The following is a 24,209-nucleotide window of genomic DNA, read 5'->3' as shown; positions in this document are numbered from 1 at the left end:
GCCATTCCGTTGCTCGGCCCAACCTGAGGGCAACAAACGGTTAACAGCACAACGCCGAATAGCGAACCGGCACAGGAACGGGCCTCAAAAAAACCCGGTACACAGGTTCGCCACGTGTCGTTCACCCAAAATCAAGGTGACAGTAAAGACGGATGCCGGGCCGCCGCCTAACGTCACTCCCGTGGTCAAGCTCTCCGTCATCGTGCCGTTCTACAACGTGCAGCAATACGCGCCCGACACCCTCAGGAGCCTGCGGGCGAACGCGCGCGCGGACTTCGAATTCATTCTCGTCGACGACTGCTCCCGCGACGGGACACCCGACATTCTCGCGCGCGCGGAGCGCGAGTTGCCAGGCGCGGTGCATGTCAGACACGAGAAGAACGGAGGACTGGCGACCGCGCGCAACACCGGGATCGACAAGGCCCGGGGGGAGTATCTGACGTTCCTCGACGGCGACGACTGGCTCGCCCCCGGATACTTCCCCCAACTGGTGGACGCCATCGAGGAGTTGGGCTGCGACTTCGTGCGCACGGACCATGTCCAGTGCACCGCGCGGGCCCGCACCATCCAGCGGATGCCGCACGGCAGACGCGGGGTCGTGATGAATCCGCGCGAGGCGATCCTGCCCGCCGACCGGTCCACCTCCGTCGACTACGCCTACGCCTGGGCGGGCATCTACCACCGCCGGCTGGTCGACCGCGGACTGCTCCACTTCACCGACGGGCTGCGCACGGCCGAGGACCGGCCGTGGATCTGGAAGCTGCACCGGGAGGCGGAGTCGTTCGCCGCGGTGAGCCTGCTCGGCGTCTTCTACCGGCGCGGGGTCGCCTCCTCCCTGACCCAGATCGGGGATGTCCGTCAGCTCGATTTCATTCGCGCGTTCGACCAGGTCATCGAGGAAACCGCACAGGACCGGGACGCGGACAAACTGCTCCCCAAGGCCGTCCGTACATATTGCGCAATCATTTCCCATCATCTGGGATCCATCGAAAGGTTCGAGCCGGCGGTGGCGAGAAAACTCAAGTCGATGAGCGCCGTCGCCCTGCGACGCATGCCACAGGACGTGGTGGACGAGGCGCTCGACTCCATGGACATCCAGCGCGCGACGAGGCTGCGCCGACTGCGCCGCCGTCCCGCCGCCGCGGGGGCCGCCGCGTGAGGACCCAGATCTTCCTGGCATCGACCCTGTACGGCAACGCCACCCTGGCCGCCGCCCTCGACTCCGACTGCTTCCGCCCCGCCGACCGGCGCATCCTCCTGGTCTGCAACAACGCGGCGACCCCCGAGACCACCCCCGGCTTCGACGAGGCCCCCGGTTTCGAGCAGCTGCGCGAGCGCTTCGACGACGTGCTGTCGTGGAACGAGACCATCTCCCCCTTCCACCCCGGCGGTTGGGCCCCCCGGCTCGACGACGTCCCGCTGTGGGAGCGGCATCTGCGGCTCCTGTGGAACCTCGGCGACGACGAGGTGGAACTGGTCGTCGAGTCGATCCAGGTCAACCCGGCGCTCGGGGTCTGCCAGATCTTCACCGGCGCCCCCGTCACCGTCTACGCCGACGGCCTGATGAGCTACGGCCCGACCCGCAACAAGATCGACCCGCTGGTCGGCACCCGGGTGGACCGGCTGCTCCACCTGGACCTGGTCCCGGGCCTCACCCCGCTGCTGCTCACCGAGTTCGGCGTCGAGCCGGAGATCGTCCCGACCGACGCCTTCGTCAAGGTGCTGGCCGAACTCGGCGACACCGCCGACGAGTTGCCGCCGCTCCCGGACGAACCCGCCCTGCTGCTCGGCCAGTACCTCTCCGCGCTCGACATCCTCACCGCCGAAGAAGAAGAGGACCTGCACGTCCGGATGCTCAAGGGCGTGGTCCAACTCGGCCACACGCGTGTGGTGTTCAAGCCGCACCCCTCGGCACCGGCCCGCTGGTCGCGCGCGCTGGAGCAGGAGGCGGAGAAGCTCGGCGCCGACCTCACGGTCCTCGACACCCCGGTCCTCGCCGAGGTCCTCTACCAGCGGCTGCGACCGGCCCTGGTCGTCGGCTGCTTCTCCACCGCGCTGCTCACCGCGAGCGCGCTCTACGGCCTGCCGGTCGCCCGCATCGGCACGTCGACGCTGCTGGACCGGCTGACGCCGTACGAGAACAGCAACCGGGTGCCGGTGACGATCGTCGACGCGCTGGTGCCCGAGCTGACCGACCGGGCGGCGGTCACCGAGCAGCGCGAGGGCATGGCCGTGGCGGTGCTCAACGAGCTGGTGCGGGCCGTCGGTTACGCGATGCAGCCGAAGATCTACCCGAACCTGCGTCCGGCCGCCGAGGCCTATCTGACCCGGCGGCTCAACGCGCACAGCTGGCGCTACTTCAAGCGCAAGCGCCTCACCTCGCTGGCACTGCCCGGCGCGGTACCGGCGCAGCTCGCGTTCATCCCGCGCAACGCGACCGTGCGCCGGGTGGCCCGGCGGGCCCGGCTGCTGAAGCGGGGCGTGAGCCGCTGACGCGGGGCGTACGACACACCGGCGGGCCGGCTCCCCAGGGGGCCGGCCCGCCGTGTTGTCCAGCGCCTTACACACCAGTTGTGGCGGGGACGCGACAAGGTTGGGTACGCGGAGGCGAAACCTGGGTGAACGGCCGCGGACGGGGTGACGAAGGGTCGCGGCCGGAGCGCAAACCCGCCCGGATGTCGGACTAGTGTGCTGTGATCCAGCAGAGACAGATCTAGGGGAACCTTGTGATCGACACGCCCGCGGACACGCGGGAAAACCCGACGGGCACCGCGGTCGGCGCGGTCCTGCCGCCGGCCGTCGAAGAGCTGCCGCCGGCCGAGCCGCCGCAGCCGCCCAAGCGCCGGGAGTCCCGCCTCCGCGCCCTCGACGGGCTGCGCCTGGTCGCCGCGCTCATGGTCGCGGCCTACCACTACGGCGGCCGTGACGGCGAGGTCGTCCAGGCGTGGGGCACCTCGCCCAGACACCAGTTCCCCACCCTGCACACGCTGTTCTCGTACGGCTGCCTCGGTGTGCAGGTGTTCTTCGTGATCAGCGGCTTCGTCATCTGCATGAGCGGCTGGGGCCGCCCGCTGCGCTCCTTCTTCGCCTCCCGCGCCTCCCGGCTGCTGCCCGCGTACTGGGCGGCGATCCTCATCATCACCGGCGTCTTCGCGCTGCCGATGGTGGCGTACAAGGCCGCCGCGCCGAGCGACCTCCTGGTCAACCTGACCATGTTGCAGATGCCGTTGGGCGTCGACCGGGTGCTCGGGGTGTGCTGGACGCTGTGGGCGGAGATCCGCTTCTACGCCCTGTTCGCCCTGTGCGTCGTGCTGCCCGGCGCCAACCGGCGGCGCGTGATCATGTTCTGCGCGGGCTGGACGCTGGCCGCGGCGATCACCCAGGGCGCCAAGTCGCCGCTGCTGGACATCATCCTGATGCCCGAGTACGCGCCGTACTTCATCGGCGGTGTCGGCCTCTACCTCGTGCACCGCGACCGCAAGGACGCCTACGCGTGGGGCATCGTCGCCGTCAGCTGGCTGATCGGCCAGCACTACGCGGTGGCCCGGCTGTGGCACACGCCCAACGACACGGCGTTCTCCAACCGCTCGGCCTGGGGCATCATCCTGGTCGTCACCTTCGGCTATGTCGCGGTCGCCGCGATCGCCCTGGGCTGGCTGCGCTGGGCGAACTGGCGCTGGCTGACGGTCGCCGGCGCGCTGACGTACCCGTTCTATCTCGTCCACGAACACCTGGGCTGGGTCGTCATCAAGGCCTATCACCGGGAACTGGGCATCCCGTCGTACGCGACCATCGTGCTCACCGTCTTCACCATGCTGCTGCTGGCCTACGTGCTGAACCGCGTCGTCGAGAACCGGCTGACGCCCAAGCTGCGCTCACTGCTGTCGACACCACGCGGCTGACCGCACACAGCTGACAAAACGCAGAAAACTCCGCGCCCGCCGCGGCCGACATTTATTTGTCGGCCGCGGCGGGCTTTTTCCATAATGCAGTACATTCACCCGGAATTTGACATTCCGAATTTCGCATTCCGATTTCCAGTCGAACTCGCCTGATCAAAAAGTCCCTTGACCGATCATCAGGTGGATCATAGCCTTTCGCCCGTCCAACGAATTTCCACTGCTTAGCGCCACCTCAATTCGTACATTTCCATGCCCGAATTCAGCAAGTGGAGGAAATAAACAATGCACCGAAGAACCGCCGCGGTCGCCGCACTCCTGTCGCTGGGCCTCGGCGCCCTCGCGACGGCCCCCGCCCAGGCGGACGTACCGACCACGACCCGGCAACTCGACTACCAGGGACATCGGTTCACCGTGCCGAACTCCTGGCAGGTGGTCGACCTCGCGAAGAACCCGACCGCCTGTGTGCGGTTCGACCGGCACACGGTGTATCTCGGTCACCCCGGCGCCGACCAGAACTGCCCCAGCCACCTGGTGGGCCGCACCGAGTCCCTGCTCCTCGAACCGGCCGCCAACGCGGTGGACCGGCGGGGCACGGTGGCCGATCCCGTAGAGCGCGAATACCGCGCCAAGGCGGACCGGGTGAGCGTCACGGCGACGTACGACACGGACCCGGCGCTCGTCCGGAACATTCTCTCCGGCGCCGGAATTCCGGCGACCGCACCCAGCGTCCAGGATTCCACGACGGCCGCTTCCCGCGTCCAGGACGCCACGGGATCCGCGCCGCTCACCGCCGCGAGCGCCGCCGCTCTCCCGGCGACCGCCACCAACTACACCGGCAAGGGCTTCGACACCTGTGCCGCGCCCTCGTCCGCCGCGATGAGCGCCTGGCAGTCGAGTTCGCCGTACAGCGCGGTCGGCATCTACATCGGCGGCTCGCAGCGCGCCTGTAGCCAGCCCAACCTCACGGCGAGCTGGGTGCAGCAACAGGCCGACGCCGGCTGGCGTTTCGTGCCCGTCTACGTCGGCCCGCAGGCGTCCGCCGTGACCTCGCCCGCGAGCCAGGGCATCAGCGCCGCGAACGACGCCGTCACCAACGCCGCCGCCCTGGGCTTCGGCGCCGGTTCGACGCTGTACTACGACATGGAGTCGTACTCCTCGTCGTACAGCGCGAACGTGCTGGCCTTCGAGTCCGCGTGGACCGAGCAGCTGCACGCCCGGGGCTACCACTCCGGCGTCTACAGCAGCTCAAGCTCCGGCATCAACGATCTGGCGGACAACTTCGGCTCGTACACCATGCCGGACGTCATCTTCTCCGCGCTGTGGAACGGCGCGGCGGACACCGACGATCCGGTGGTGCCCAGCACCCGGTGGAGCAACCACCAGCGCATCCACCAGTACTCGGGCGGGCACGGCGAGACCTGGGGCGGCACGACGATCAACATCGACCAGGACTACCTGGACGTCCAGATCACGACGGACACCGCCACCCCGCACGGGCGGGTCTGGGACCGGGCCCGGCCGGACGGCGGACCCTGGGACCCGACCGCGAACCTGATCGACGCCGGAGGCGCCGTCAACGCGGTCGCCGCCGCGGGCCTGCCCAACGGCACGGTCCACGTCGAGACCCTCGTCAACGGCGAGATCTGGGACCGCACCATGAGCGCCACCGGCACCTGGGGCAACGCCTCGCAGATCGACGCGCAGGGCGCGATCACCGACGTGGCCGTGGCCGCGCTCCCCGACGGCACCCTGCATGTCCAGGCCGTGGTCAACGGCGAGATCTGGGACCGCACCCGCTCCGCCACCGGCACCTGGAGCAACAGCACGGAGATCGACGCGGGCGGTGCCGTCACCGACGTGGCCTCCACGGCGCTCGCGGACGGCACCCTGCACGTCCAGGCGCTGGTCAACGGCGAGATCTGGGACCGGACGCGCTCCGCCACCGGCGTCTGGGGCACCAGCACGAAGATCGACGGCCAGGGCGCCATCAAGGACGTCGCGTCCAGCGCGGGACCCGACGGCACCCTGCACGTCCAGGCCCTCGTCAACGGCGAGATCTGGGACCGCACCCGGGCCGCGGACGGCACCTGGGGCATCAGCACGGAGATAGACGCGGGCGGCGCCGTCACGCAGATCTCCTCCGCGGGACTGCCCAACGGCGACATCCACGTAGAGGCGGTCGTCAACGGCGAGGTCTGGGACCGCGTCCGCAAGGGCACCACCGGCAACTGGAGCGTCAGCTCCGAGATCGACGGCAACGGCGCCATCTTCGGCACCTACGCCACCGGCACCCCGAACGGCACCCTGCACGTCGGCACCAACGCCTGACGCCGCGCCAGCCCGTTTCGCGTCATCACCTGCCTTCACCGACTCCTTTAGGAGAACTGTGTCCTTCGCCATGCTCAAAACCCGCGGGAGACTGGCCTCGGTCGGTCTGGCCGTCGCCGTGGCAAGCCTGCTCGGCGCCGCCCAGACCGCCGGCGCGGCCCCCGCGGCGAACCCCGCCACCACCGCCGCCTCGGACCACGGCGGCAACGGACAAGGCCCCGTCACACAAGTGCCGGGCAGCGGAGCCGGCAGTCTGTCGGCGGCCGTCGCCTCCCCGGCCATCACCCGCACCGAGGTGATCAACCGGGCCAAGACCTGGGTCGGGGTAGGTATCCCCTACAGCCAGACCGACTACTACGACGGCTGGCGCACCGACTGCTCCGGCTACGTCTCGATGGCGTGGAACCTGGGCGCGTCCCTCACCACCGACACCTTCATCCCGGACGGTGTGGCCGAGTGGAGCACCAAGGACAGCCTGCTGGCGGGCGACGTCCTGCTCAACGACTCCACCGGCAGCTCCGGCCACGTGGCCCTCTTCTCGTCGTGGACGGACTCCACGCACACGGCGTACATGGGGTACGAGTTCACGGGCTCCGGCGTGCACTACCGGCAGATCCCGTACCCGTACTTCTCGGGCTACGGCACCTTCAAGCCCGCGCGCCTGAAGAGCATCGTGGGTGACACCAGCCGTCCGCACGGGCGGGTGTGGGACCGGGCCCGGCCGGACGGCGGACCCTGGGACCCGACCGCGAACCTCATCGACGCCGGAGGCGCCGTCAACGCGGTCGCCGCCGCGGGCCTGCCCAACGGCACGGTCCATGTCGAGTCCCTCGTCAACGGCGAGGTGTGGGACCGCACGATGAGCGCGGCCGGCACGTGGGGTGCCTCCTCGCAGATCGACGGCAACGGCAACATCACCGACGTGGCGGCCTCCGCCCTGCCCGACGGCACCCTGCACGTCCAGGTGCTCGTCAACGGCGAGATCTGGGACCGTACGCGCTCCGCCACCGGCGTCTGGGGCACCAGCCTCAAGATCGACGCGGGCGGCGCGATCACCGACATCTCCTCCACCGCGCTGGACGACGGCACCCTGCACGTCCAGGCCCTGGTCAACGGCGAGATCTGGGACCGCACCCGCTCCGCCACCGGCACCTGGGGCGCCAGCACGGAGATCGACGGCCAGGGCGCCATCACCGATGTCGCGTCCGCCGAGGGACCCGACGGCACCCTGCACGTCCAGGCCCTCGTCAACGGCGAGATCTGGGACCGCACCCGGGCCGCGAGCGGTACGTGGAGCAACAGCACGGAGATCGACGCGGGCGGCGCCGTCACGCAGATCTCCTCGGCGGGACTGCCCAACGGTGACATCCACGTAGAGGCGGTCGTCAACGGCGAGGTCTGGGACCGCGTCCGCAAGGGCACCACCGGCAACTGGAGCGTCAGCTCCGAGGTGGACGGCAACGGCGCCATCTTCGGCACCTACGCCACCGGCACCCCGAACGGCACCCTGCACGTCGGCACCAACGCCTGACACTCCGTCAACTCCCCTTCCAGGAAAGGCGCGTGAACCATCACCCCGGTGCCCGGCACCGTCCGGGCACCGGGGTTTCCCATGCCGCATCCCGGCTCCCCACCCCACGGAGGCCTCCATCCATGTCCAGCCGCAGACTCACCGCCGCCCTCCTCGTGTCCGCAGCGGCCCTCGCCCTGACCACCGCGCTGCCGAGCCCCGCACAGGCCGCCTCGGTCGCCACCTGGGACAAGGTCGCCGCGTGCGAGAGCGGCGGCGACTGGAGCATCAACACCGGCAACGGCTTCTACGGCGGGCTCCAGTTCAGCCTGTCCACGTGGAACGCGTACGGCGGCCAGAGCTACGCGTCGTACCCGAACCTGGCGACGAAGAAGGAGCAGATCCTGATCGGTGAGAAGGTGCTCGCCGGGCAGGGTGAGGGTGCCTGGCCGGTGTGCGGCCCGCAGGCGGGGCTCGGCAGCGACAACGCCGACCCGTATCCGCCGTCCGCACCGCACGGGCGGGTGTGGGACCGGGCCCGGCCGGACGGCGGCCCCTGGGACCCGACCGCGAACCTGATCGACGCCGGAGGCGCCGTCAACGCGGTCGCCGCCGCGGGCCTGCCCAACGGCACGGTCCACGTCGAGACCCTCGTCAACGGGCAGATCTGGGACCGCACGATGAGCGCGAGCGGCACCTGGGGCGCCGCCTCGCAGATCGACGCGCAGGGCGCGATCACCGACGTGGCCGCCGCCGCGCTGCCGGACGGCACCCTGCATGTCCAGGCCCTGGTCAACGGCGAGATCTGGGACCGCACGCGGTCCGCCACCGGCACCTGGGGCACCAGCCTCAAGATCGACGGGGGTGGTGCCGTCACCGACATCTCCTCCACCGCGCTGGACGACGGCACTCTCCACGTCCAGGCACTCGTCAACGGCGAGATCTGGGACCGCACCCGCTCCGCCACCGGCACCTGGGGCACCAGCACGAGAATCGACGCGGGCGGCGCCATCACCGACCTCGCGTCCGCCGAGGGGCCGGACAACACGCTGCACGTCGAGGCCCTGGTGAACGGCGAGATCTGGGACCGCACCCGCTCGGCCGCCGGTGCCTGGGGCGCCAGCTCGCAGATCGACGCGGGCGGCGCGGTCACCCAGCTCTCCGCAGCCGGACTGCCCAACGGTGACATCCACGTCGAGGCAGTCGTCAACGGCGAGGTCTGGGACCGCGTCCGCAAGGGCACCACCGGCAACTGGAGCGTCAGCAGCAAGGTCGACGGCAACGGCGCCATCTTCGGCACCTACGCCACCGGCACACCCAACGGCACCCTGCACGTCGGCACCAACGCCTGACACCTGACGAATTTCTTTTCCGTCATCCGCGGAAGAGAATGCGGAAAAGAATACAGAAAGGAATTAGGGGCGCCCGGGAATTACCCGGGCGCCCCACTCCGCACCCGTGCGATCCGCAATGGCCTCAGCCGGTCCTGAACCGGGTCTCGATGCCCGCGAGCACCAGGTCGAGCCCTTCCTCGAAGTGCCGGCCGTAGTCCTGGAAGATCTCCGCGCCCGCCGCGGCCGACAGGGGGAAGTCGGCCATCACGCGGGCGCGTTCGTCCATGTCGTAGCCCTCGCGGCGCTCGTCCGGCAGTGGCTGGACGCCCTGTTCCTCGCTGACGAAACCGATCGTGTAGAGGTACGACGTCGAGGTCGCGCGGACCGCCTGGGCGAGCGTGAAGCCGGCCTCCGTGAACAGCCGCAGGGTGTCCTCCATCTGCACCGCGTGCAGGGTGCCGGTGAAGCGTGAACCGCTGAAGACCTTGGCGCCGTCGCGGTAGCCGAGCAGTGCGGAGCGCAGACCCCGGTTGGATTTCAGCAGCCGCTCCCGCCAGGTGTCCTCGCGCACGAGCGGGACGTCGGCGACCATCCGCCGGTACATCTCCGTGGCCATCTCGTCGAGCAGCGCCTGTTTGTCCTTGAAGTGCCAGTACAGGGCGGGCGCCTTGACGTCCAGTTCCTTGGCGATGGCGCGCAGGGACAGCCCGTCGAGGCCGACCTCGTTCAGCACCTTCAGGGCGGTGTCGGCGACCCGTTTGCGGTCGAGGGGGATGCGTCGTTCCGTACTCACGCTCGACAGCTTGACAGCTTAACGGCGTTAAGGGCACCCTGATGTCCGAAGCAACTTAACAGCGTTAAGGAGAGATGGGGATCATGACGGAACACGCGGACGCACTGGTGGACGTACTGATCGTCGGCGCCGGCCCGACCGGCCTCGCCCTCGGCATCGACCTGGCCCGGCGCGGAGTGGACGCGCTGGTCGTGGAGAAGGCGGACGCGCTGTTCCCCGGCTCGCGAGGCAAGGGGATCCAGCCGCGCACGATGGAGGTCTTCGACGACCTCGGCGTGATCGACACGACCCTCGCGAAGGGCGGCGCCTACCCGGTCGGCGCGGTCTGGAAGGACGGGCGGAAGGTCGGCGAGCACCAGATGTTCGAGCCGTCGGAGTCGGACCCCGACAGCCCCTACGGCACCCCGTGGATGGTGCCGCAGTGGCGCACCCAGGAGATCCTTTTCGCCCGGCTGACCGAGCTGGACGGGACGGTGGCCTTCGGACGGGAGGTCACCGGCCTCACCCAGGACGGGACGGGTGTGACGGTCGGGTTCGCCTCCGGTACGGCGGTCCGCGCGAAGTACCTCGTGGCCGCCGACGGCGGTCGCTCGCTCGTCCGCCGGACCCTGGGCATCGGCATGACCGGCGAGACCGTCGACCCCCACCCGATGCTGGTCGCGGACGTCCGGATCACCGGCCTCGACCGCGACAACGTGCACGTCTTCCCGCCGCACGGCGACGTCGGCTTCCTCGCGGTCTTCCCGCTGGCCGGCACCGAGGACTTCCAGGTCGTCGCCCAGTTCCCGGAGGGCACCGACATCGACCTCTCGCTCGACGGCGTCCGCGGGACCGTGGCCGCCCGCACCCACCTCGCCCCCGAGGACGTGACGGAACTCCGCTGGGCCTCCAACTTCCAGCCGCGCGCCGCACTCGCCGACCGCTTCCGCGCCGGGCGGGTCTTCCTCGCCGGGGACGCGGCCCACGTCCACTCACCGGCCGGCGGCCAGGGCCTCAACACCAGCGTCCAGGACGCCTACAACCTCGGCTGGAAGCTCGGCGCGGTACTGCGCGACGGCGCCCCCGAGTCCCTGCTCGACACCTACGAGGAGGAACGGCTGCCCAACGCCGCCGACATGCTCGGCATCTCCACCCGGGTCCACCGCGGGGAGTTGGAACGCGGCAGGGCCACCCAGCAGCTCGGCCTCGGCTACCGGGACCGCTCACTCACGGTGGACACCCGCACCGACCTGCCCGAGGACGCGCTGCGGGCGGGCGACCGCGCCCCCGACCGCACGATCGACGGCGCCCGTCTCTTCGACGCCTTCCGCGGCCCGCACTGGACCCTGCTGGCCCTGGACACCAAGCCCCCGACGGCGGTCCCCGCCTCGGTCCCGGTCGTACAGGGCCCGGCCGTAGAGACGTACGGCACGGGCCTCTTCCTGGTCCGCCCCGACGGCTACGTCGGCTGGGCGGGCGCCACGGAGGACGGCCTCGCGGAGTACGCGGAGCGTCTCGGTATCCGCGTCGGCTAGACCGAGCCGGCCAGCGACAGCTTCACCGCGAACCCCAGGAACAGCGCGCCCGCCGCCGAGGTCGCCCCGGCCGCGAGCCGCCTGCGCCGCCGGAAGGCCGCCGACAGCCGGGTGCCACCGAAGATCAGCGCACTGAGGTAGAGGAAACTCGCCAGCTGCGCGAAGACACCGAGCACGACGAACGACAGCGCGGGATAGGCGTACCCCGGGTCGACGAACTGCACGAAGAAGGCGACGAAGAACAGAATCGCCTTCGGGTTGAAGAGACTGACGACGAAGGCACGCCGGTACGGCCGCTCGTCGGCGGCCTCCGCGGCGGGAGCCGACTCCATGGCCGCCCGCTCCTTCCGGGTCCGCCACATCACCCACGCGGCCCGCAGCATCCCGAACGCGAGCCAGGTCAGATACCCGGCCCCCGCGTACTTCACGATCCCGAACAGCACGGCATTGCCCTGCAACAGCGAGGCGACCCCGGCCGCGGAGAGCGTCATCAGCACGGTGTCCCCGCACCACACACCGGCGGCGGCGGTGTACCCGGCCCGGGTCCCGCGCCGGGCGGCGACGGAGACGACGTACAGCGAGTTGGGGCCGGGCAGCAGAACGATCAGGACCAGGCCGGCGAGGTAGGTGGGGAGGTCTATGACACCGAACATGAGCACGAGTGTGCCATGGGGCTACGACAGTCAGCCCTCGCCGTCGAGGAGGACATCCACGGAGAGATCGAGGGCGATTCCTACGGACTCCGGAACCGGGACGCTCTGGCCTCGCTCGAAGCGCTGCGGGTCGGGATACTTGCCCGGCTCGCCCAGCCGCTCGGCCGGGTCCCAGTCGGCGAGTGCCCCGGGGCCGTAGACGGGTTCGACGGGCAGGCCCGACTCCGATTCGCGCACCATGGTGTGCACCTCCGGTCACCACGATGCCGCGCCGTTCGCGGCCCGTCATCCGGGGGTACGTGTCCGGGTGACACCGGTGAGACGGCGGGGGTCCGCGATGCGTAGTACGGGTATTACGGGTATTACGGGTATGGGGAGAGCGGTCGTCGCCACTGCGGTCCTGTCGGCGCTGGTTGCGGTGTGCGGCTGCACGGTGCAGGGCACGGACTCGGACGGCAAGCACCATCTGCCGGTGCGCATCGAGCTGCCGGGCGCCAAGGCGGCCAGTCCCTCGGCCACGCCCAGCCCCACGCCCGCCGCGAACGTCCTGTGGTCGCGCGGCGACAGCGGTGCCGGGGTGCGCGAACTCCAGGCGCGGCTGCGGCAGGTCGACTGGCTCTTCGACGGGCCGACCGGGACCTACGACGATCTCACCGAGCAGGCCGTCGCCGGTTTCCAGGGCAAGCGCGGGCTGCCGAAGACGGGCGAGACCGACAAGGTCACCTGGCAGCGGCTGGTGCGGATGACGCACGAGCCGGGGAAGTGGGACCTGTATCTGATGGGCGGCCAGCCGGCCGGCGCGCCCGATCCGCGCTGTCTGACCGGCCGGGTGCTGTGCATCGACAAGACGACCCGCACCTTGCGCTGGATGATCGACGGGCGGACGGTGTCGACGATGTCGGTCCGGTTCGGCGCGCAGTACACCCCGACCCGGGACGGTGTGTTCCACGTCTACTGGAAGGCGCGGGACTGGGTGTCGACGCTCTACAACTCCCCGATGCCGTATGCCATGTTCTTCAGCGGCGGCCAGGCGGTCCACTACTCCTACGACTTCTCGGCCCGGGGTTACGCGGGCGGTTCGCACGGCTGCGTCAACGTACGGGACGAGGCGGCGATCGCGAGTCTGTTCGCGCAGGTGCGGACCGGCGACAAGGTCGTCGTCCACCGGTGAGACGCGAGGGGAGATGTGCGGGGAGATGTGCGGGGCGCGGGCGGGACCGGGGGAACGTGTCCCGCCCGCGCCGAGTGCACGAGCCGTAGGTACGGGGGGAACCCCGGCTCTGTGCGACGGCCGATGACCAGTCGGCTCACTCAGTACTGCGCCATGGGGCCCGAAAACGTCACACCCCGCGCGAAAAAAGTTCCGCGGATCACAAAGCAGCAGGTCAGAGGGTGCTGTACGTCGGGCTCGGCGCCGGTGTCCGCGAGGCGTCCGTGGTGTGCGACGGGGCCGGGGCGGACGGTGTCCACCGGGCGAGCGGGGCGAAGGCGGAGGGGAGCGGGGTGGCGACCACGCCGTTGCCCTTGTGACCGCCGGCACTCCCGCCGCCGCCACTGCCGCTTCCGCTGCCTGCGGTGCCGCCGCCCGGGGCGACCGGGGCCATGTTCCCGTTGCCCTCGTCGGCACCGCCCTGGCCGCCGCTCTGGTCGCCCTGGCCGCCGCCGGGACCGCTCTGGTCGCCGCCCTGGGAGCCGCCGTTCTTGCCGTTGCCGCCGTCTTGATCGGCCGAGCCGCCGGTCGTCTTGAGCAGGCCCTTGCAGTACGTACCCACGTGGGAGGTGCCGCCCGCCGCGCCCTCCAGGGTGCGCTTGCGGCCGGGTGCCAGGGACTTGCCGTCGCGCACGGCACGGCAGGACGAGGCGACGGCTTTCCACCAGCCGCGCGAGTGGGCGGCCTCGTCGTCTCCGGTGCCGGGGGCGGGGGTGCGGTCCGTGCCGCTGCCGACCGCGTCGCCGGAGGAGTCGTCGGAGCCGGCCGTGGCGCCGCCCGCCGAGGGGGTGTCCGAGCCGAAGGTGCCGCTGGGCGAGGGCGAGATCAGCGGGCGGTCCGGGGTCGCGGCGGCGGAGATGGAGGCGGCGGGCGCCGGGTCGTCGAACGGCGACGGCAGGACTCCGGTACCGGCCGCGACCGCGACCCCGCCGACCAGTCCGACGGCGACCGCGGCGGTCAGCGCGAACCGCGCGGGTCTGCCGAGGCGCGGTCCCCGTACGGTCTCCACCGGCCGCCCGAGCCGGACGAGCCCGGCGTCGGAGGAGTGCGCGCGGCCGGGTCGGCCGAGGGCGGACCGTTCGACCTCGCTGCCCGTGCGCGCGGCCCGGAAAGCGGCCAACGCGGCTTCCTCGCCCGGGAGTTCGACCTTGTCCGAGGTGGGTTCCACGGCCAGTGCGCCCAGGGTCCTGGCGAGCCGTTCGGCCTGGTCGCGGGCGGCCGGGTCGACGGCTTCGAGGGATTCGCCGCGCAGCAGCAGCTCGGCGGTTTCGCGGTCCAGCCATCGGCCGGGGGTCCGGGGGGCGTCCCCCGGCACAGCAGAGCGCTCGTCGGCCATCACATGTCCTTCTGCGTCCGCGCACGCGTATGCGTCACAGTGGCGGACGTCACCGCGTGGTCGCGCGGCTCTCGCTGGGGTGGCAGGGCGTCGAGGGCCGCGGCCGATTCCGGGTCGCCGCCGAGCAGTTCCGCGAGCCGTTTCAGACCGCGGTGCGCGGCCGTGCGGACGGCGCCGGGCCGCTTGCCGAGGGTCTCCGCGGCGGTCTTGGCGTCGAGGCCCATCACCACGCGCAGGACGACGGCCTCGGCCTGGTCCTGGGGCAGCTGGGCGATGAGGGAGAGGGTGCGGTTGGTGGCGAGCGCCTCGATGGCCTCCACGGCCGTGTCGGACTCGGCGGCGCGGCCGGTCAGCTCGGTCTCGTCGCCGCCGGTCGCGGGGCGGCGGCCACGCATCCGTATGTGGTCCAGGGCGCGGTTGCGGGCGATCCGGGCCGCCCAGCCGCGGAAGCGGTCCGCGTCCCCGCTGAAGCGGTCCAGGTCACGGGCGATCTGTAGCCAGGCCTCGGACGCGACGTCCTCGGCGTCCGGTTCGCCGACCAGCGTCCGTACGTATCCGAGCAACCGTGGGTGCACCGTGCGGTACACAGTCCGGAACGCGGTCTCGTCCCCGTCCTGTGCCGCAAGCACCGCGGCGGTCAGCTCCGCGTCGTCCCCCAGCACGTGGTCCCTCGAATTTGTCGGTCGCGGCCGCCCTCCGGCGCGAAAGGCACGTTACGACCTGAAACTGTCCCTCGTCCATGTCCGTACAACGCGCAACTACTTGCTTCGGGGGTGCGGTGTGACAGAAAACGCACTCCTGACGCTGTAGAGAGTACGGGCCGCCGCGCGGCCCGTGCCGCGCGACGGCCGGGGCCTCTCCTGTGGGGGGTGGCGGCCCCGGCCGTTGCCGCGACGGCAGGCCCGTGCTCACTTCTCCGGGTCGGGCCATGTCGCCGCCAGTGCTCGCAGATCCGGGAAGCGGGGGCCTGGCACCGACTCCCGGACGGGTTCTCCGTTGAGCCGGTACACCTGCTCGGGGCCGCCGTCGCCGGTGTCGAACAGGCAGCAGACTCCGCCGCTGTCGGCGGTGAGGTCGGTGAACGCCTTCCGCACCTGGGCCGACTCCGCGAACAGGCGGCTCATCGCCGATGTCGCCGCCCAGCACTCGACCGACGTGTAGCCGGGGTGCGGCAGGGACTCGAACCGGATCGTGACATAGACGTACCCGATCCTGACGCGCCCGTCCGCCTCGGGTTCGTGGCCGTGCGTCCGCGCGTACTCGCGCAGGGCGTCGTCGGCGTCGAACACGAGGGACGTGTCGAGTTCGAGCGTGCCGCCCGTCGAGCAGTCGACCGGTTCGCTCCCGAATCGGGACGTGAATGGGAGGGTGAGCCGGTCACCGCCGGGCAGGATGACCTCAAGTGGCGGTACGGAACGGGCCGTTGGCGCCAGCCCGGCCAGACCGGCCAGCACCCTGGCCGTGTTCCGAGGGCTCACATAGATGTCGTAGCCGTGGCTCAGTCCCACGTCTTCCCCCTGCTTCCTGATCGAACGGTGCCTTCCGTGGTGCACCGCGGCAATGCCCGAGTGCCCAATGGTGCACGGCGGCAACGACGGGAGCGGCCTGGTGCACCGCGGCAACGGGGAGCCGTCGAAATGGTGCACTCGTGGCCTGGCGGGGCCCGTGTGACGGCTCATATGTTCCCAGGGCCGGGCGGCCATACAGGGGTTGGCCGCCCGTCATGGACCCGATCCCGGCCGCTCACCAACGTGAAGGAACAGCATGCTTCCTGGTTTCAGCGTCACCTCGGCGCACGACCTGCCCGCGACCGCCCTGACCGCGTTCATCACCGTCAAGACGATCAAGGAAGCCGCCCCGGAGGATCCCTCCGTGATCCAGGAGTACGTCATGGCCCCGGGCGCCGACGCCGGGGAGGACCTGCATCACCGGTGGGAGCATCTGGTCATCCTGGACGGCGAGTTCCACGACGGTCACACCACCTGGCCGAAGGGCTCGGTCATCTCGGGCAGGCCCGGGAGCGTGCACTACCCGAGTTCGGTGGCGGGCTGCCGGTTCCTCGCGTTCTTCCCGCACGGCGTGGGAGAGGCCGCCCGGCCCGCGCACCACAGCTCCTGAGGACGGCCAATTCCTGTGACCGGTTTGATCGAAGCGGCGGTGGGCGCGTCCAGTGCGACGGTGGCGGCGGTGGCGACATGGGCGGCGCTGCTTCCGGGCCGCAGACGACTCGCGCAGCGCCTGAGGACCGCCCGGGCCCGGCTGCGCGAGGCGGAAGCCGGGCGGCGGGCGGCGGAGTCGCGCCAGGGCGCCGAGTCCGCGGAGATGGACGAGATCTGCGCCCAGTGGGAGCGGCAGCTCGGACAGGCCCGCGACGAGGCCTTCGGCAGCTGGCAGTACGCGCAGCTGGTGATCGGGGAGGTCGAGCACTTCGTGGAGCGGCGGCTGCCCGCCGTGGTCCAGGAGATCCGCGGGGTCCCGGTGCTGCACCGGCCGGGGCTGCGCCACGACTCCCTTGAGGGCTCGGAGATCGCCGGCTATCTCAGCGCACTCGACGCACTGCTGCGGAAGACCGCGGCGGACGTGCGGCGGCAGGCCGAGGAGTCGGCCGGTGCCGGTGTGCGGGTGGCCGCGGAGGAGATCCAGGCCGGTCTGACGCGGGCGCAGCGGGACATCGACGCGGCCCTCGACGCCGACGAGGACTGGGGCGCGAGCGCGGGCGGCGCCGCCTCCCGGGCGCTGGCAAGGATCGACCACGCGGTCACGCTGGCCGGTCACACCGTGCAGCGGCTGCGCATCCTCGCCGATTCCTGGCCCGGTGTGCAGCGGGCCAACTGCTCGGTCCTGGAGATCATCGAGAGTGCCCGCGGGCACATCCACCACTTCGACGCGGTCGAGTACGCCTTCCAGGCCGAGACCGCCGACGTCCTGGTCGAGGGTCTGATCGTCGAGCCGGTGATCGTGGCGCTGACGGAGCTGCTCGACAACGCCACGGCCTACTCGGGGGAGAAGGCCTCCACGTATGTGCAGCGGGTGCGGGCCGGTATCCGTATCACCGTGGAGGACAGCGGCCTGGGCATGAGTCCGCTGCAACTGGAGCGGGCGGAGCGGGCGTTGGCCTCGGGCGGTGCGGATGTGACCGCGCTGGCCGAGCCGTTCGCGCTCGGGTTCCTGGTCATCGGCCGGCTGATCCACCACTACGACCTGCGGGTGTCGTTGTCGCCGTCCGCCTCGGGCGGTGTCCGCGCGGATCTGCTGATCCCGGCGGAGCGGCTGGCCACGGAGGAGGACGCGGACCGTCCCGTCGTGCGCGTGGGGTCGGAGGAGGGGGCTGCCCTGTTGCGGCCGGTGCCCCGGCCGGTGGCCTCGGCGACCGACACGGAGACGGTCCCGGTTCCGCCGTGGTTCGGCTGGCACGAGCAGCCAGTTCCAGTTCCGGTGTCGGCGTCCGCCGCTCCGGCCGTACTGCCCGTGCGGAACGCTCCGGTCGTAGCGCCCTCGCGGGACCCGGCGGGCCCGGGGCCCGCGCACGCCCACGCACTGCCGAAGCGGCAGCCGCGGCGGGCCCGGCCCCGCGACACGGCGCCTCGACAGCACGCGCTCAGCGACCCCGAGGCGGCGGCACTCGCCAAGGGGTTCGAACAGATCAGCAACATCCTGGCCGAGGGATTCGGCGCTGAGAACACTGAGAACACTGAGAACACTGAGAACACCGTGGAAGGGTGACTCCCGGAATGACTGGGTACCAGCACGCGACGGCCGACACGGCCGACTTAAGCCCCCAACTCAACGCGCTGCTGGGGGATGGCGTGGTCTCCGCGGTGCTCTTCTCGTCCGACGGGATGCCCCTGGCGTCCGCCGAGGGCCTCGGCCGGGAGGCGATGGAGCGGTCCTGTGCCGTGGTCGCGGGCCTGTACTCCCTCCAGCGGAACTTCGCGGAGTTCTGCCACACGGCCCCGGGGACCCTTCCCGCGCCCCGGGTGCAGACGATCGACTTCGGCACGCACTCCGTTCTGGTGCTGACGGCTGGCCGGAACAGCGGGCTCGCCCTCGCCGTCAAGGGCGGTGTGATCCACCCGAACACACAGCTCGCGCTGTCGAAGGCGCTGAAGCTGACCAAGGCGCTGGAGCCGTTCCTGGCGTCCCGGGATCGCACCACGCACGGGGCGTGAGCCCGGGCTCCGCCGGAGGCCACTCGCGCCGCGGCGTCATCCGCTCCCACACCGTCATCGGTCCGGACGCCGCACCGTCGGCCGTCCACCTGGATCTGGCCACTCTCCTGTCGGTCGATCCCCTGATGGAGTGCCGCGGGTTGCGCGCCCAGGCCCAGCGGGTCATGGCGCTGTGCGCGCCGGGTGTGCTCTCCGTCGCGGACGTCGCGGCCCACCTGCACATGCCGGGAGGTGTCGTCCGCGCCCTGGTCGCCGAGCTGGTGACGAGCGGCCATCTGCTGGCCGTCGATCCCTTCGTTCCCGTGGCGCAGCGTCACGAGGCCGAATTCCTCGAAAGAGTGCTGCATGGTCTCGAACGCCTCTAGCCGTCCTTACCTCCCGGCCGGAACCCGGTCCGTGAAGATCGTCGTTCTCGGGGCGTTCGGCGTCGGGAAAACCAGCTATATCGGCGCGATTTCGGAAATTGCGCCGCTGCGCACGGAGGAACGTCTGACCCGGGCCGGGCAAATGGTCGACCAATTGAATGTCGAAACAAAATCGACGACGACCGTCGCCCTGGACTTCGGCAGGCGCACGCTCGGCGGAGGAATCGTCGTCTATCTGTTCGGCGCGCCCGGTCAGCCGAGATTCGCCGACATGATCCGCTCGCTCCTCGACGGAGCCCTGGGTGGTCTCGTCCTCGTCGACACCCGCCGGATCGAGGAGTCCTTCGAGTCGATCGGACTTCTCGAAGAGGCCGACGTCCCCTACGTCATCGCCGTCAACACGTTCTCCGGCGCCCCTTCCTACGACGAGGCCGTGCTGCGCGACGCGCTGTCCCTGCCGCCGGACCGGCCCGTGGTCCATCTCGACGCGCGGTATCTCGAATCCGCCAAGACCGGCCTGATCACGCTGGTCGCGGACATCCTCCGGCCGCTGAGGAGCGCGACGTGAGCACCGATCACCCCGCGCCGCGACTGTTCGGCGACGAGTTCCGCGAGCGGCCGCACGAGGCCTACGCCCGGTTGCGCGCCGCGGGCCCGGTGGCCTGGGCCGAGATCGCCGAGGGGGTGCACGCCCTGGTCGTCACGGGCTGGACCGCGGCCCGCGCGCTGCTCGCCGACCCCGACTTCAGCAGGGACCCGGCGCACTGGAGCGCGGTCGCGGAGAACCGCGTCCCGGCCGAACTCGCGTTCATGGTCGTGCCGGGCGTCCAGCACACCGAGGGCCGCGCCCACGACAGGCTGCGGCGGGCGCTGGAGGACTGCCTCGCCGGCATCGACGTGCACGAGACACGGGCCCGGGTGCGGCGGGACTCCCGCATGCTCATCCACCGTTTCGCCGCCCGCGGGCACGCGGATCTGATGCGGGAGTACGCGGAGCCGGTGGTCGCCCTCGCTTTCACCGAACTGCTCGGCCGCCCGCCGGAGACGGCGGACCCGCTGCACGGCGCGGTGCACGCCCTCATCTCGGCGGGACCCGACGCCACGCCGGCCTGGGCCGACCTGGCGGGCATCCTCCGGGACACGGTCGCGGCCAAGCGGGAGTCACCGGGTACGGATCTGACGTCGTTCCTGCTGGCCCACCCCGCCGCCCTCACCGACGGGGAGGCCGTCGGCCTGCTGGCGTCGCTGATCGTGCTGGGCCTCCCGCCCACCGCCGCCTGGATCGGATCGGCTCTCCACACGCTGCTGACCGAGCCCGCCTACGCGAGCGAGCTGGTCGGCGGCGCGGTCACGCTCCGCACGGCCATGAACGAGACCCTCTCCACGCGCTGCCCGGTGGCGAACTCCTCGGCGCACTACGCGCGCGGGCCCAAGACCGTGTACGGGGTGGAGGTTCCCCCGGGGGTGCCGGTCCTGATCAGTCACGCGGCCACCGGACTGGATCCCGGCCGGCCGGGACGGGGCGACGCGCTGGACCGCAGCCATCTCGCGTGGTCGGCCGGAGTTCACCGCTGCCCGGCCCCGGGTCTGGCCACCTCGATCGCCGAGGCCGCGATCGAGAACGCGGTCGACGCGCTGTGGGACCTCAGCGCCCCGATTTCCACCGTCGCCGCCAAGCCCGGCCCATTCCTGCATTGTCCCGCTCATGTCGGCGTGTTCTTCTCCCCGCTACAGGACCGCGAGCGGAATACGCCCGACAAGCTGGTATAGATAAAGGATGGTGTTTACCTCATGATCGGCCTTCAGCAGCTTGTGAACATACCGGAGCTGGGGCTCGGCACGAGTTCCGGCGGCATCGCCGACCGAGAGGTCCGGTCCGTACGGCTTTTATCCGATACGGACTGGATAGGGGAGAATATCGAAAGGGTATTGATAGTCTCCGACATCAGCTTTCTGAGCGACAGTGACCGCCTGTTCGCCACCCTCGCGAGCGGTCGCGCGGCAGGTGTGGTCGTCACCGGCGCGCACTCCGAGGACGCCCTGAGCGCCGTCCGGGCCGCTGCCGCGCACTACGGGGTGCCGCTGCTGGCCTCCAACCGGACGCTGCACCAGTGGAAGACCGGCCTGGCCGGCCGGGTCACCGAGATGAGCGCCGTCGCCCTGCAACGGCACACCGCCCGGCTCAGCGCACTCTTCGACCAACTCCGCGCGCCCACCGCCGACATGGTCCGGAACATCGCCGCCCTGCTGTCGCGGGAACTCGCGGCGGAGGTCGTCATCAGTTCACGCGGGGAGATACTCGCGGCGGACCCGGCCACCGCGCCCATCGCCCTGGCCTCGGTGCTGACGAACCCGGAGCGCCGCCAACTCACCACTCCCGCCGGTCTGTTCGCCCGGGTCGAACTCCTCGGCAACAAGGACCAGTTCCTCGCGGTCGCCCTCAAGGACCCCTGCGGAAGCGGCGAACGAGCACTCATCGCGCATGCGGCGAACGCGCTCACCCTGGCGTTGTCGCCGTCGGGGCGGCTGGACGAGCCGGACTTCCGGCAGGCGCTCAGCGAGATCCGCCTGTCGGTGTTCCAGTTGCTGATGACCGGTCATGTCACCGACGCCCAGCGGGTCATGGCCGGGGTGTCGCCCGGTCTCCTCGACAGCGAGGAGGCGCGGATCTTCATCATCAACTGCGGCTCCGCCCACCGCGATCTGGTCCTCGCGGAGATGGAGAAGGACCTCGGCGACTCCACGCTCCCGGTCCGCTGTCCCGCCTACCCCGAGCACATCATCAACGTCGTTCCCGTGCACACCGAACACGATCCCGAGCAGGAGATCGGCCGGCTCCTCACCACCTTCGACGGGGCCCGGGTCAGCGTCGGCGGCAGCAGCCCGTACCCGATGGCGAACGTGGGAGCCGCCTACACGGAGGCACTCGAAGCGCTCGGCCGCACCGAGTACCGGGCCGAGAAGATGATCGTGAACAAGGCGAAGGCCCTCGGTCTCGCCGACATCCTCCCGGCCGATCTCGCACGGGCCTGGGCGAGCAGCGTGCTGCACCCCGTCCTGACTGCGGCCGGCGGTATGCAGATCCTCAGCTCCGTGGCCCTGGCGCTGGAGTTCAAGACCACCAAGGCCTCACGCATCATCCACATCCACCGCAACACGCTCCAGCGCCGCGTCGCGAAGGTCTTCGCCGCGCTCGGCCTCGTCCCCGAACGCACCCTCGACCGCGTCGTGGTCTCGCTGGCCATCCAGATCGTCGCCACCCACGGCGCCGACCCGTCGCCGTACCGCGGGGTCTCGCTCGACGACGTCCTCGGCGTGGCCCCCGTCCGGGCCTGGGCGGAGAAGCTGCTGCGCCCGCTGGCGACGGACAGCCGTGACCTGCTGCGGACCGTACGGGCCTGGGTGCTCGACGAGTTCGACTCCGAGGCGGCCGGAGAGCGGCTGCAACTGAGCGACCGTACGATCCGCTGGCGGGTGCGGACGGCGGAGACGCTCATGGAGCGGGACCTGATAACGATCTGGCCGCCGACCGACGAGGACCCGGGAGAACAGCGTCTCGGCGGGATCCGGCCCCTTACCGTGGCCCTCTACGTGACCACTCCGCCCGGCGGAGCCCGTCCGCCGCTGACCGATCCGGCGGCGCCGGGGGCGTCAGTGTCCCGTTAGGGTCAACACCCCTTACGCAGTAGGCGTGTTAACTCCGTGAAACCCGATGGAGTGACCTCCGATACCCACGGTTGACGGTGATAGCATTCCGCCGTCTGCGACCTTGATCCACATTTGGTCAGGCCTTGAGTCTGAACGCGGTCATCCCTCCGCGTCGATCAGTCATGCAGTCCCCTGGACGGGTTGCGGATCCTTGCAAGGCGTACCCGATGACGCCTGCGTGCCACGCGCCGGGAAAGGTTTCCATGACTCAAGACGTGCTTCTTTGGTGCCTGGTTGCGATAGCGGTGACAGCCGTAGCCGCAGTCGTGGCGCTCGTGCTCCGCAGCAGAGCCCTGGGGCGGAGGAAGAGGGAGTCCGAGGCCGCGCTGGAGGCGCGACTGCGGTACGCCCAGGGTGAACTCGACCGCGCCCAGGCCGCCTTGACCACCCTGCGGGACGAACAGGACGAGGTCATCCGCGAGGCGGGGCAGGCCGCCGAGGAGAACACCAAGTCGGTCCTCAAGGGCGCCGCCCGCTTCCTCCAGAGCCTCGCGGCCGAGCAGACCACGCTGCTGGACGGGGTCCAGCGCGAGTACGGCGGCCACGCGGTCCTCTCCGACCTGATGGACATCACCCACGCCAACGCCCAGATGGCCCGCAAGGCACAGGGCATCGCCGTGATGTGCGGCGCGCCGCTGGGCCGCCGCAGCCAGCCCGCCAGCGTCTACGACGTCGTCCGCAGCGCGCAGAGCCAGATCCGCAACTTCCAGCGGGTCGAGATCATGCAGCCCAGCGGCATCGCGCTGAAGGCCTCGGCCGTCGCGCCGGTCGCCCTGGCCGTGGCCGAACTCCTCGACAACGCGGCCAGCTTCTCCCAGGCGGACGCCCCGATCGAGGTCACGTTCCGGCAGGCGCAGAAGAACCTGTGCATCGTCATCGACGACGCCGGCGTCGGCATGGGCGACGAGGACCGGCAGCGGGCCAGCGCGCTGCTGTCCGGCGAGGGCCTGCCCCGGCTGTCCCAGCTGGGCACCCAGCCGAAGTTCGGTTTCCCCGTCATCGGTCTGATCGCCCGTCAGCACGGCTTCACGGTGGATGTCACCGGTGTCTCCCGGTACGGCGGCGTACGGGCCGTCGTACTCCTGCCCGAGGAGCTGTGGACCATGGAGGAGGCCCTGCCGCCGGCCACCGAGTCGCCCGTGAGCAGCATCCGGCCGATGGAGACGGGCCGCTCGGCGCGTACGGCGGGCGGCCTGCCGAAGCGTGGCTCCCGGATGTCGCCCACCGGTGTCGGCACCGGTGGCGAGCAGGCGCCCCGGCGCAGTGCCCGGCGCGGCACCGGCAGCCTGGCGGCCCTCCAGCGCGGTACGCAGTCCGCGCGCGACACGGCCTCCTTCGACATTCCGACACCCGGAGGGTCCGAAAACGCATGAGTACAGCAGACCTG

General features: G+C 70.8%; 22 protein-coding genes. 16 read left to right on the top strand and 6 right to left on the bottom strand.

Annotated features, from left to right (window positions below; translation table 11 throughout):
* The first annotated feature begins 181 nt into the window (after window positions 1-181).
* The 6 genes from ACWIHT_RS06290 to ACWIHT_RS06265 all read left to right on the top strand — a co-directional run bounded on the left by ACWIHT_RS06290 (window position 182) and on the right by ACWIHT_RS06265 (window position 9,092).
* Complete coding sequence (locus ACWIHT_RS06290) at window positions 182-1,159, top strand: glycosyltransferase family 2 protein (RefSeq protein WP_399115007.1); 978 nt, start codon at window positions 182-184, stop codon at window positions 1,157-1,159.
* The gene (locus ACWIHT_RS06285) at window positions 1,156-2,493 is read left to right on the top strand and encodes an alpha-2,8-polysialyltransferase family protein (RefSeq protein ID WP_456164982.1); all 1,338 of its coding nucleotides are present in this window, start codon (window positions 1,156-1,158) and stop codon (window positions 2,491-2,493) included. Before ACWIHT_RS06290 ends, ACWIHT_RS06285 begins: the two co-directional genes overlap by 4 nt.
* 233 nt (window positions 2,494-2,726) lie before the next feature.
* Window positions 2,727-3,902, top strand: coding sequence for an acyltransferase family protein (locus tag ACWIHT_RS06280; protein ID WP_456164980.1), 1,176 nt, complete (start codon window positions 2,727-2,729; stop codon window positions 3,900-3,902).
* A gap of 282 nt (window positions 3,903-4,184) precedes the next feature.
* Complete coding sequence (locus tag ACWIHT_RS06275; RefSeq protein WP_456164978.1) at window positions 4,185-6,230, top strand: DUF1906 domain-containing protein; 2,046 nt, start codon at window positions 4,185-4,187, stop codon at window positions 6,228-6,230.
* Window positions 6,231-6,300: 70 nt separating this feature from the next.
* On the top strand, window positions 6,301-7,761 hold the full coding sequence (locus ACWIHT_RS06270) for a hypothetical protein (protein ID WP_456164976.1): 1,461 nt from the start codon (window positions 6,301-6,303) through the stop codon (window positions 7,759-7,761).
* 122 nt (window positions 7,762-7,883) lie between these two features.
* Entirely contained in the window at window positions 7,884-9,092 is a 1,209-nt protein-coding gene (locus ACWIHT_RS06265) for a transglycosylase family protein (RefSeq protein WP_456164974.1), read from the top strand.
* A gap of 124 nt (window positions 9,093-9,216) precedes the next feature.
* Here ACWIHT_RS06265 and ACWIHT_RS06260 read toward each other — a convergent pair whose 3' ends face one another.
* Window positions 9,217-9,867: a TetR/AcrR family transcriptional regulator C-terminal domain-containing protein gene (locus ACWIHT_RS06260; RefSeq protein ID WP_456164972.1), complete on the bottom strand. Its 651-nt coding sequence runs from the start codon at window positions 9,865-9,867 to the stop codon at window positions 9,217-9,219.
* An 83-nt stretch (window positions 9,868-9,950) separates the two neighbouring features.
* On the opposite strand from ACWIHT_RS06260, the gene ACWIHT_RS06255 reads away from it, so the two are divergent.
* Entirely contained in the window at window positions 9,951-11,381 is a 1,431-nt protein-coding gene (locus tag ACWIHT_RS06255) for an FAD-dependent oxidoreductase (protein ID WP_456164970.1), read from the top strand.
* Here the strand turns inward: ACWIHT_RS06255 and leuE are convergent.
* A complete protein-coding gene (leuE, locus tag ACWIHT_RS06250; RefSeq protein ID WP_456164968.1) occupies window positions 11,378-12,034 on the bottom strand; it encodes a leucine efflux protein LeuE in 657 nt (218 codons plus the stop codon). The two genes, ACWIHT_RS06255 and leuE, sit on opposite strands and share 4 nt — an antisense overlap.
* A 30-nt stretch (window positions 12,035-12,064) precedes the next feature.
* Window positions 12,065-12,274 carry a hypothetical protein gene (locus tag ACWIHT_RS06245; protein ID WP_456166051.1) on the bottom strand — a complete coding sequence of 70 codons (210 nt, stop codon included), beginning with the start codon at window positions 12,272-12,274 and terminating at the stop codon, window positions 12,065-12,067.
* Window positions 12,275-12,404: 130 nt separating this feature from the next.
* On the opposite strand from ACWIHT_RS06245, the gene ACWIHT_RS06240 reads away from it, so the two are divergent.
* Window positions 12,405-13,205 carry a L,D-transpeptidase family protein gene (locus ACWIHT_RS06240; protein WP_456164966.1) on the top strand — a complete coding sequence of 267 codons (801 nt, stop codon included), beginning with the start codon at window positions 12,405-12,407 and terminating at the stop codon, window positions 13,203-13,205.
* 214 nt (window positions 13,206-13,419) lie between these two features.
* On the opposite strand, the gene ACWIHT_RS06235 is transcribed toward ACWIHT_RS06240, so the two are convergent.
* The 3 genes from ACWIHT_RS06235 to ACWIHT_RS06225 all read right to left on the bottom strand — a co-directional run bounded on the left by ACWIHT_RS06235 (window position 13,420) and on the right by ACWIHT_RS06225 (window position 16,088).
* A complete protein-coding gene (locus ACWIHT_RS06235) occupies window positions 13,420-14,580 on the bottom strand; it encodes a hypothetical protein (protein ID WP_456164964.1) in 1,161 nt (386 codons plus the stop codon).
* On the bottom strand, window positions 14,580-15,242 hold the full coding sequence (locus tag ACWIHT_RS06230; RefSeq protein ID WP_456164962.1) for an RNA polymerase sigma factor: 663 nt from the start codon (window positions 15,240-15,242) through the stop codon (window positions 14,580-14,582). The genes ACWIHT_RS06235 and ACWIHT_RS06230 overlap by 1 nt, the downstream gene beginning before the upstream one ends.
* Window positions 15,243-15,488: 246 nt before the next feature.
* Window positions 15,489-16,088, bottom strand: coding sequence for a hypothetical protein (locus ACWIHT_RS06225; protein WP_456164960.1), 600 nt, complete (start codon window positions 16,086-16,088; stop codon window positions 15,489-15,491).
* Window positions 16,089-16,344: 256 nt separating this feature from the next.
* On the opposite strand from ACWIHT_RS06225, the gene ACWIHT_RS06220 reads away from it, so the two are divergent.
* The 8 genes from ACWIHT_RS06220 to ACWIHT_RS06185 all read left to right on the top strand — a co-directional run bounded on the left by ACWIHT_RS06220 (window position 16,345) and on the right by ACWIHT_RS06185 (window position 24,195).
* Window positions 16,345-16,698 (top strand): hypothetical protein, encoded by a 354-nt coding sequence (locus tag ACWIHT_RS06220; protein WP_456164958.1) that lies wholly within the window; start codon window positions 16,345-16,347, stop codon window positions 16,696-16,698.
* Window positions 16,699-16,713: 15 nt separating this feature from the next.
* Window positions 16,714-18,303 (top strand): hypothetical protein, encoded by a 1,590-nt coding sequence (locus tag ACWIHT_RS06215; protein WP_456164956.1) that lies wholly within the window; start codon window positions 16,714-16,716, stop codon window positions 18,301-18,303.
* Window positions 18,304-18,311: 8 nt separating this feature from the next.
* Entirely contained in the window at window positions 18,312-18,749 is a 438-nt protein-coding gene (locus tag ACWIHT_RS06210) for a roadblock/LC7 domain-containing protein (RefSeq protein WP_456164954.1), read from the top strand.
* A complete protein-coding gene (locus ACWIHT_RS06205; RefSeq protein WP_456164952.1) occupies window positions 18,746-19,114 on the top strand; it encodes a DUF742 domain-containing protein in 369 nt (122 codons plus the stop codon). Before ACWIHT_RS06210 ends, ACWIHT_RS06205 begins: the two co-directional genes overlap by 4 nt.
* Window positions 19,095-19,682 (top strand): GTP-binding protein, encoded by a 588-nt coding sequence (locus ACWIHT_RS06200; protein ID WP_456164950.1) that lies wholly within the window; start codon window positions 19,095-19,097, stop codon window positions 19,680-19,682. Before ACWIHT_RS06205 ends, ACWIHT_RS06200 begins: the two co-directional genes overlap by 20 nt.
* Window positions 19,679-20,884, top strand: coding sequence for a cytochrome P450 (locus ACWIHT_RS06195; RefSeq protein ID WP_456164948.1), 1,206 nt, complete (start codon window positions 19,679-19,681; stop codon window positions 20,882-20,884). The genes ACWIHT_RS06200 and ACWIHT_RS06195 overlap by 4 nt, the downstream gene beginning before the upstream one ends.
* 159 nt (window positions 20,885-21,043) lie before the next feature.
* Window positions 21,044-22,780 carry a helix-turn-helix domain-containing protein gene (locus tag ACWIHT_RS06190; RefSeq protein ID WP_456164946.1) on the top strand — a complete coding sequence of 579 codons (1,737 nt, stop codon included), beginning with the start codon at window positions 21,044-21,046 and terminating at the stop codon, window positions 22,778-22,780.
* A gap of 308 nt (window positions 22,781-23,088) precedes the next feature.
* Window positions 23,089-24,195, top strand: coding sequence for an ATP-binding protein (locus ACWIHT_RS06185; RefSeq protein ID WP_456165980.1), 1,107 nt, complete (start codon window positions 23,089-23,091; stop codon window positions 24,193-24,195).
* Window positions 24,196-24,209: the final 14 nt, after the last annotated feature.

Source organism: Streptomyces sp. NPDC002276 (genome assembly GCF_053891435.1).
Note: the sequence above shows the minus strand (reverse complement) of the source record. Positions and strands in the feature narration are given on the sequence as shown.

What these genes read in the sequence shown, in the direction of transcription:
- ACWIHT_RS06200 (WP_456164950.1), top strand. Translation starts at nt 19,095, where the DNA reads ATGGTCTCGAACGCCTCTAGCCGTCCTTACCTCCCGGCCGGAACCCGG.
- ACWIHT_RS06270 (WP_456164976.1), top strand. Translation starts at nt 6,301, where the DNA reads ATGCTCAAAACCCGCGGGAGACTGGCCTCGGTCGGTCTGGCCGTCGCC.
- ACWIHT_RS06240 (WP_456164966.1), top strand. Translation starts at nt 12,405, where the DNA reads ATGGGGAGAGCGGTCGTCGCCACTGCGGTCCTGTCGGCGCTGGTTGCG.
- ACWIHT_RS06255 (WP_456164970.1), top strand. Translation starts at nt 9,951, where the DNA reads ATGACGGAACACGCGGACGCACTGGTGGACGTACTGATCGTCGGCGCC.
- leuE (WP_456164968.1), bottom strand. Translation starts at nt 12,034, where the DNA reads ATGTTCGGTGTCATAGACCTCCCCACCTACCTCGCCGGCCTGGTCCTG.
- ACWIHT_RS06210 (WP_456164954.1), top strand. Translation starts at nt 18,312, where the DNA reads ATGACTGGGTACCAGCACGCGACGGCCGACACGGCCGACTTAAGCCCC.
- ACWIHT_RS06265 (WP_456164974.1), top strand. Translation starts at nt 7,884, where the DNA reads ATGTCCAGCCGCAGACTCACCGCCGCCCTCCTCGTGTCCGCAGCGGCC.
- ACWIHT_RS06235 (WP_456164964.1), bottom strand. Translation starts at nt 14,580, where the DNA reads ATGGCCGACGAGCGCTCTGCTGTGCCGGGGGACGCCCCCCGGACCCCC.
- ACWIHT_RS06245 (WP_456166051.1), bottom strand. Translation starts at nt 12,274, where the DNA reads ATGGTGCGCGAATCGGAGTCGGGCCTGCCCGTCGAACCCGTCTACGGC.
- ACWIHT_RS06220 (WP_456164958.1), top strand. Translation starts at nt 16,345, where the DNA reads ATGCTTCCTGGTTTCAGCGTCACCTCGGCGCACGACCTGCCCGCGACC.
- ACWIHT_RS06275 (WP_456164978.1), top strand. Translation starts at nt 4,185, where the DNA reads ATGCACCGAAGAACCGCCGCGGTCGCCGCACTCCTGTCGCTGGGCCTC.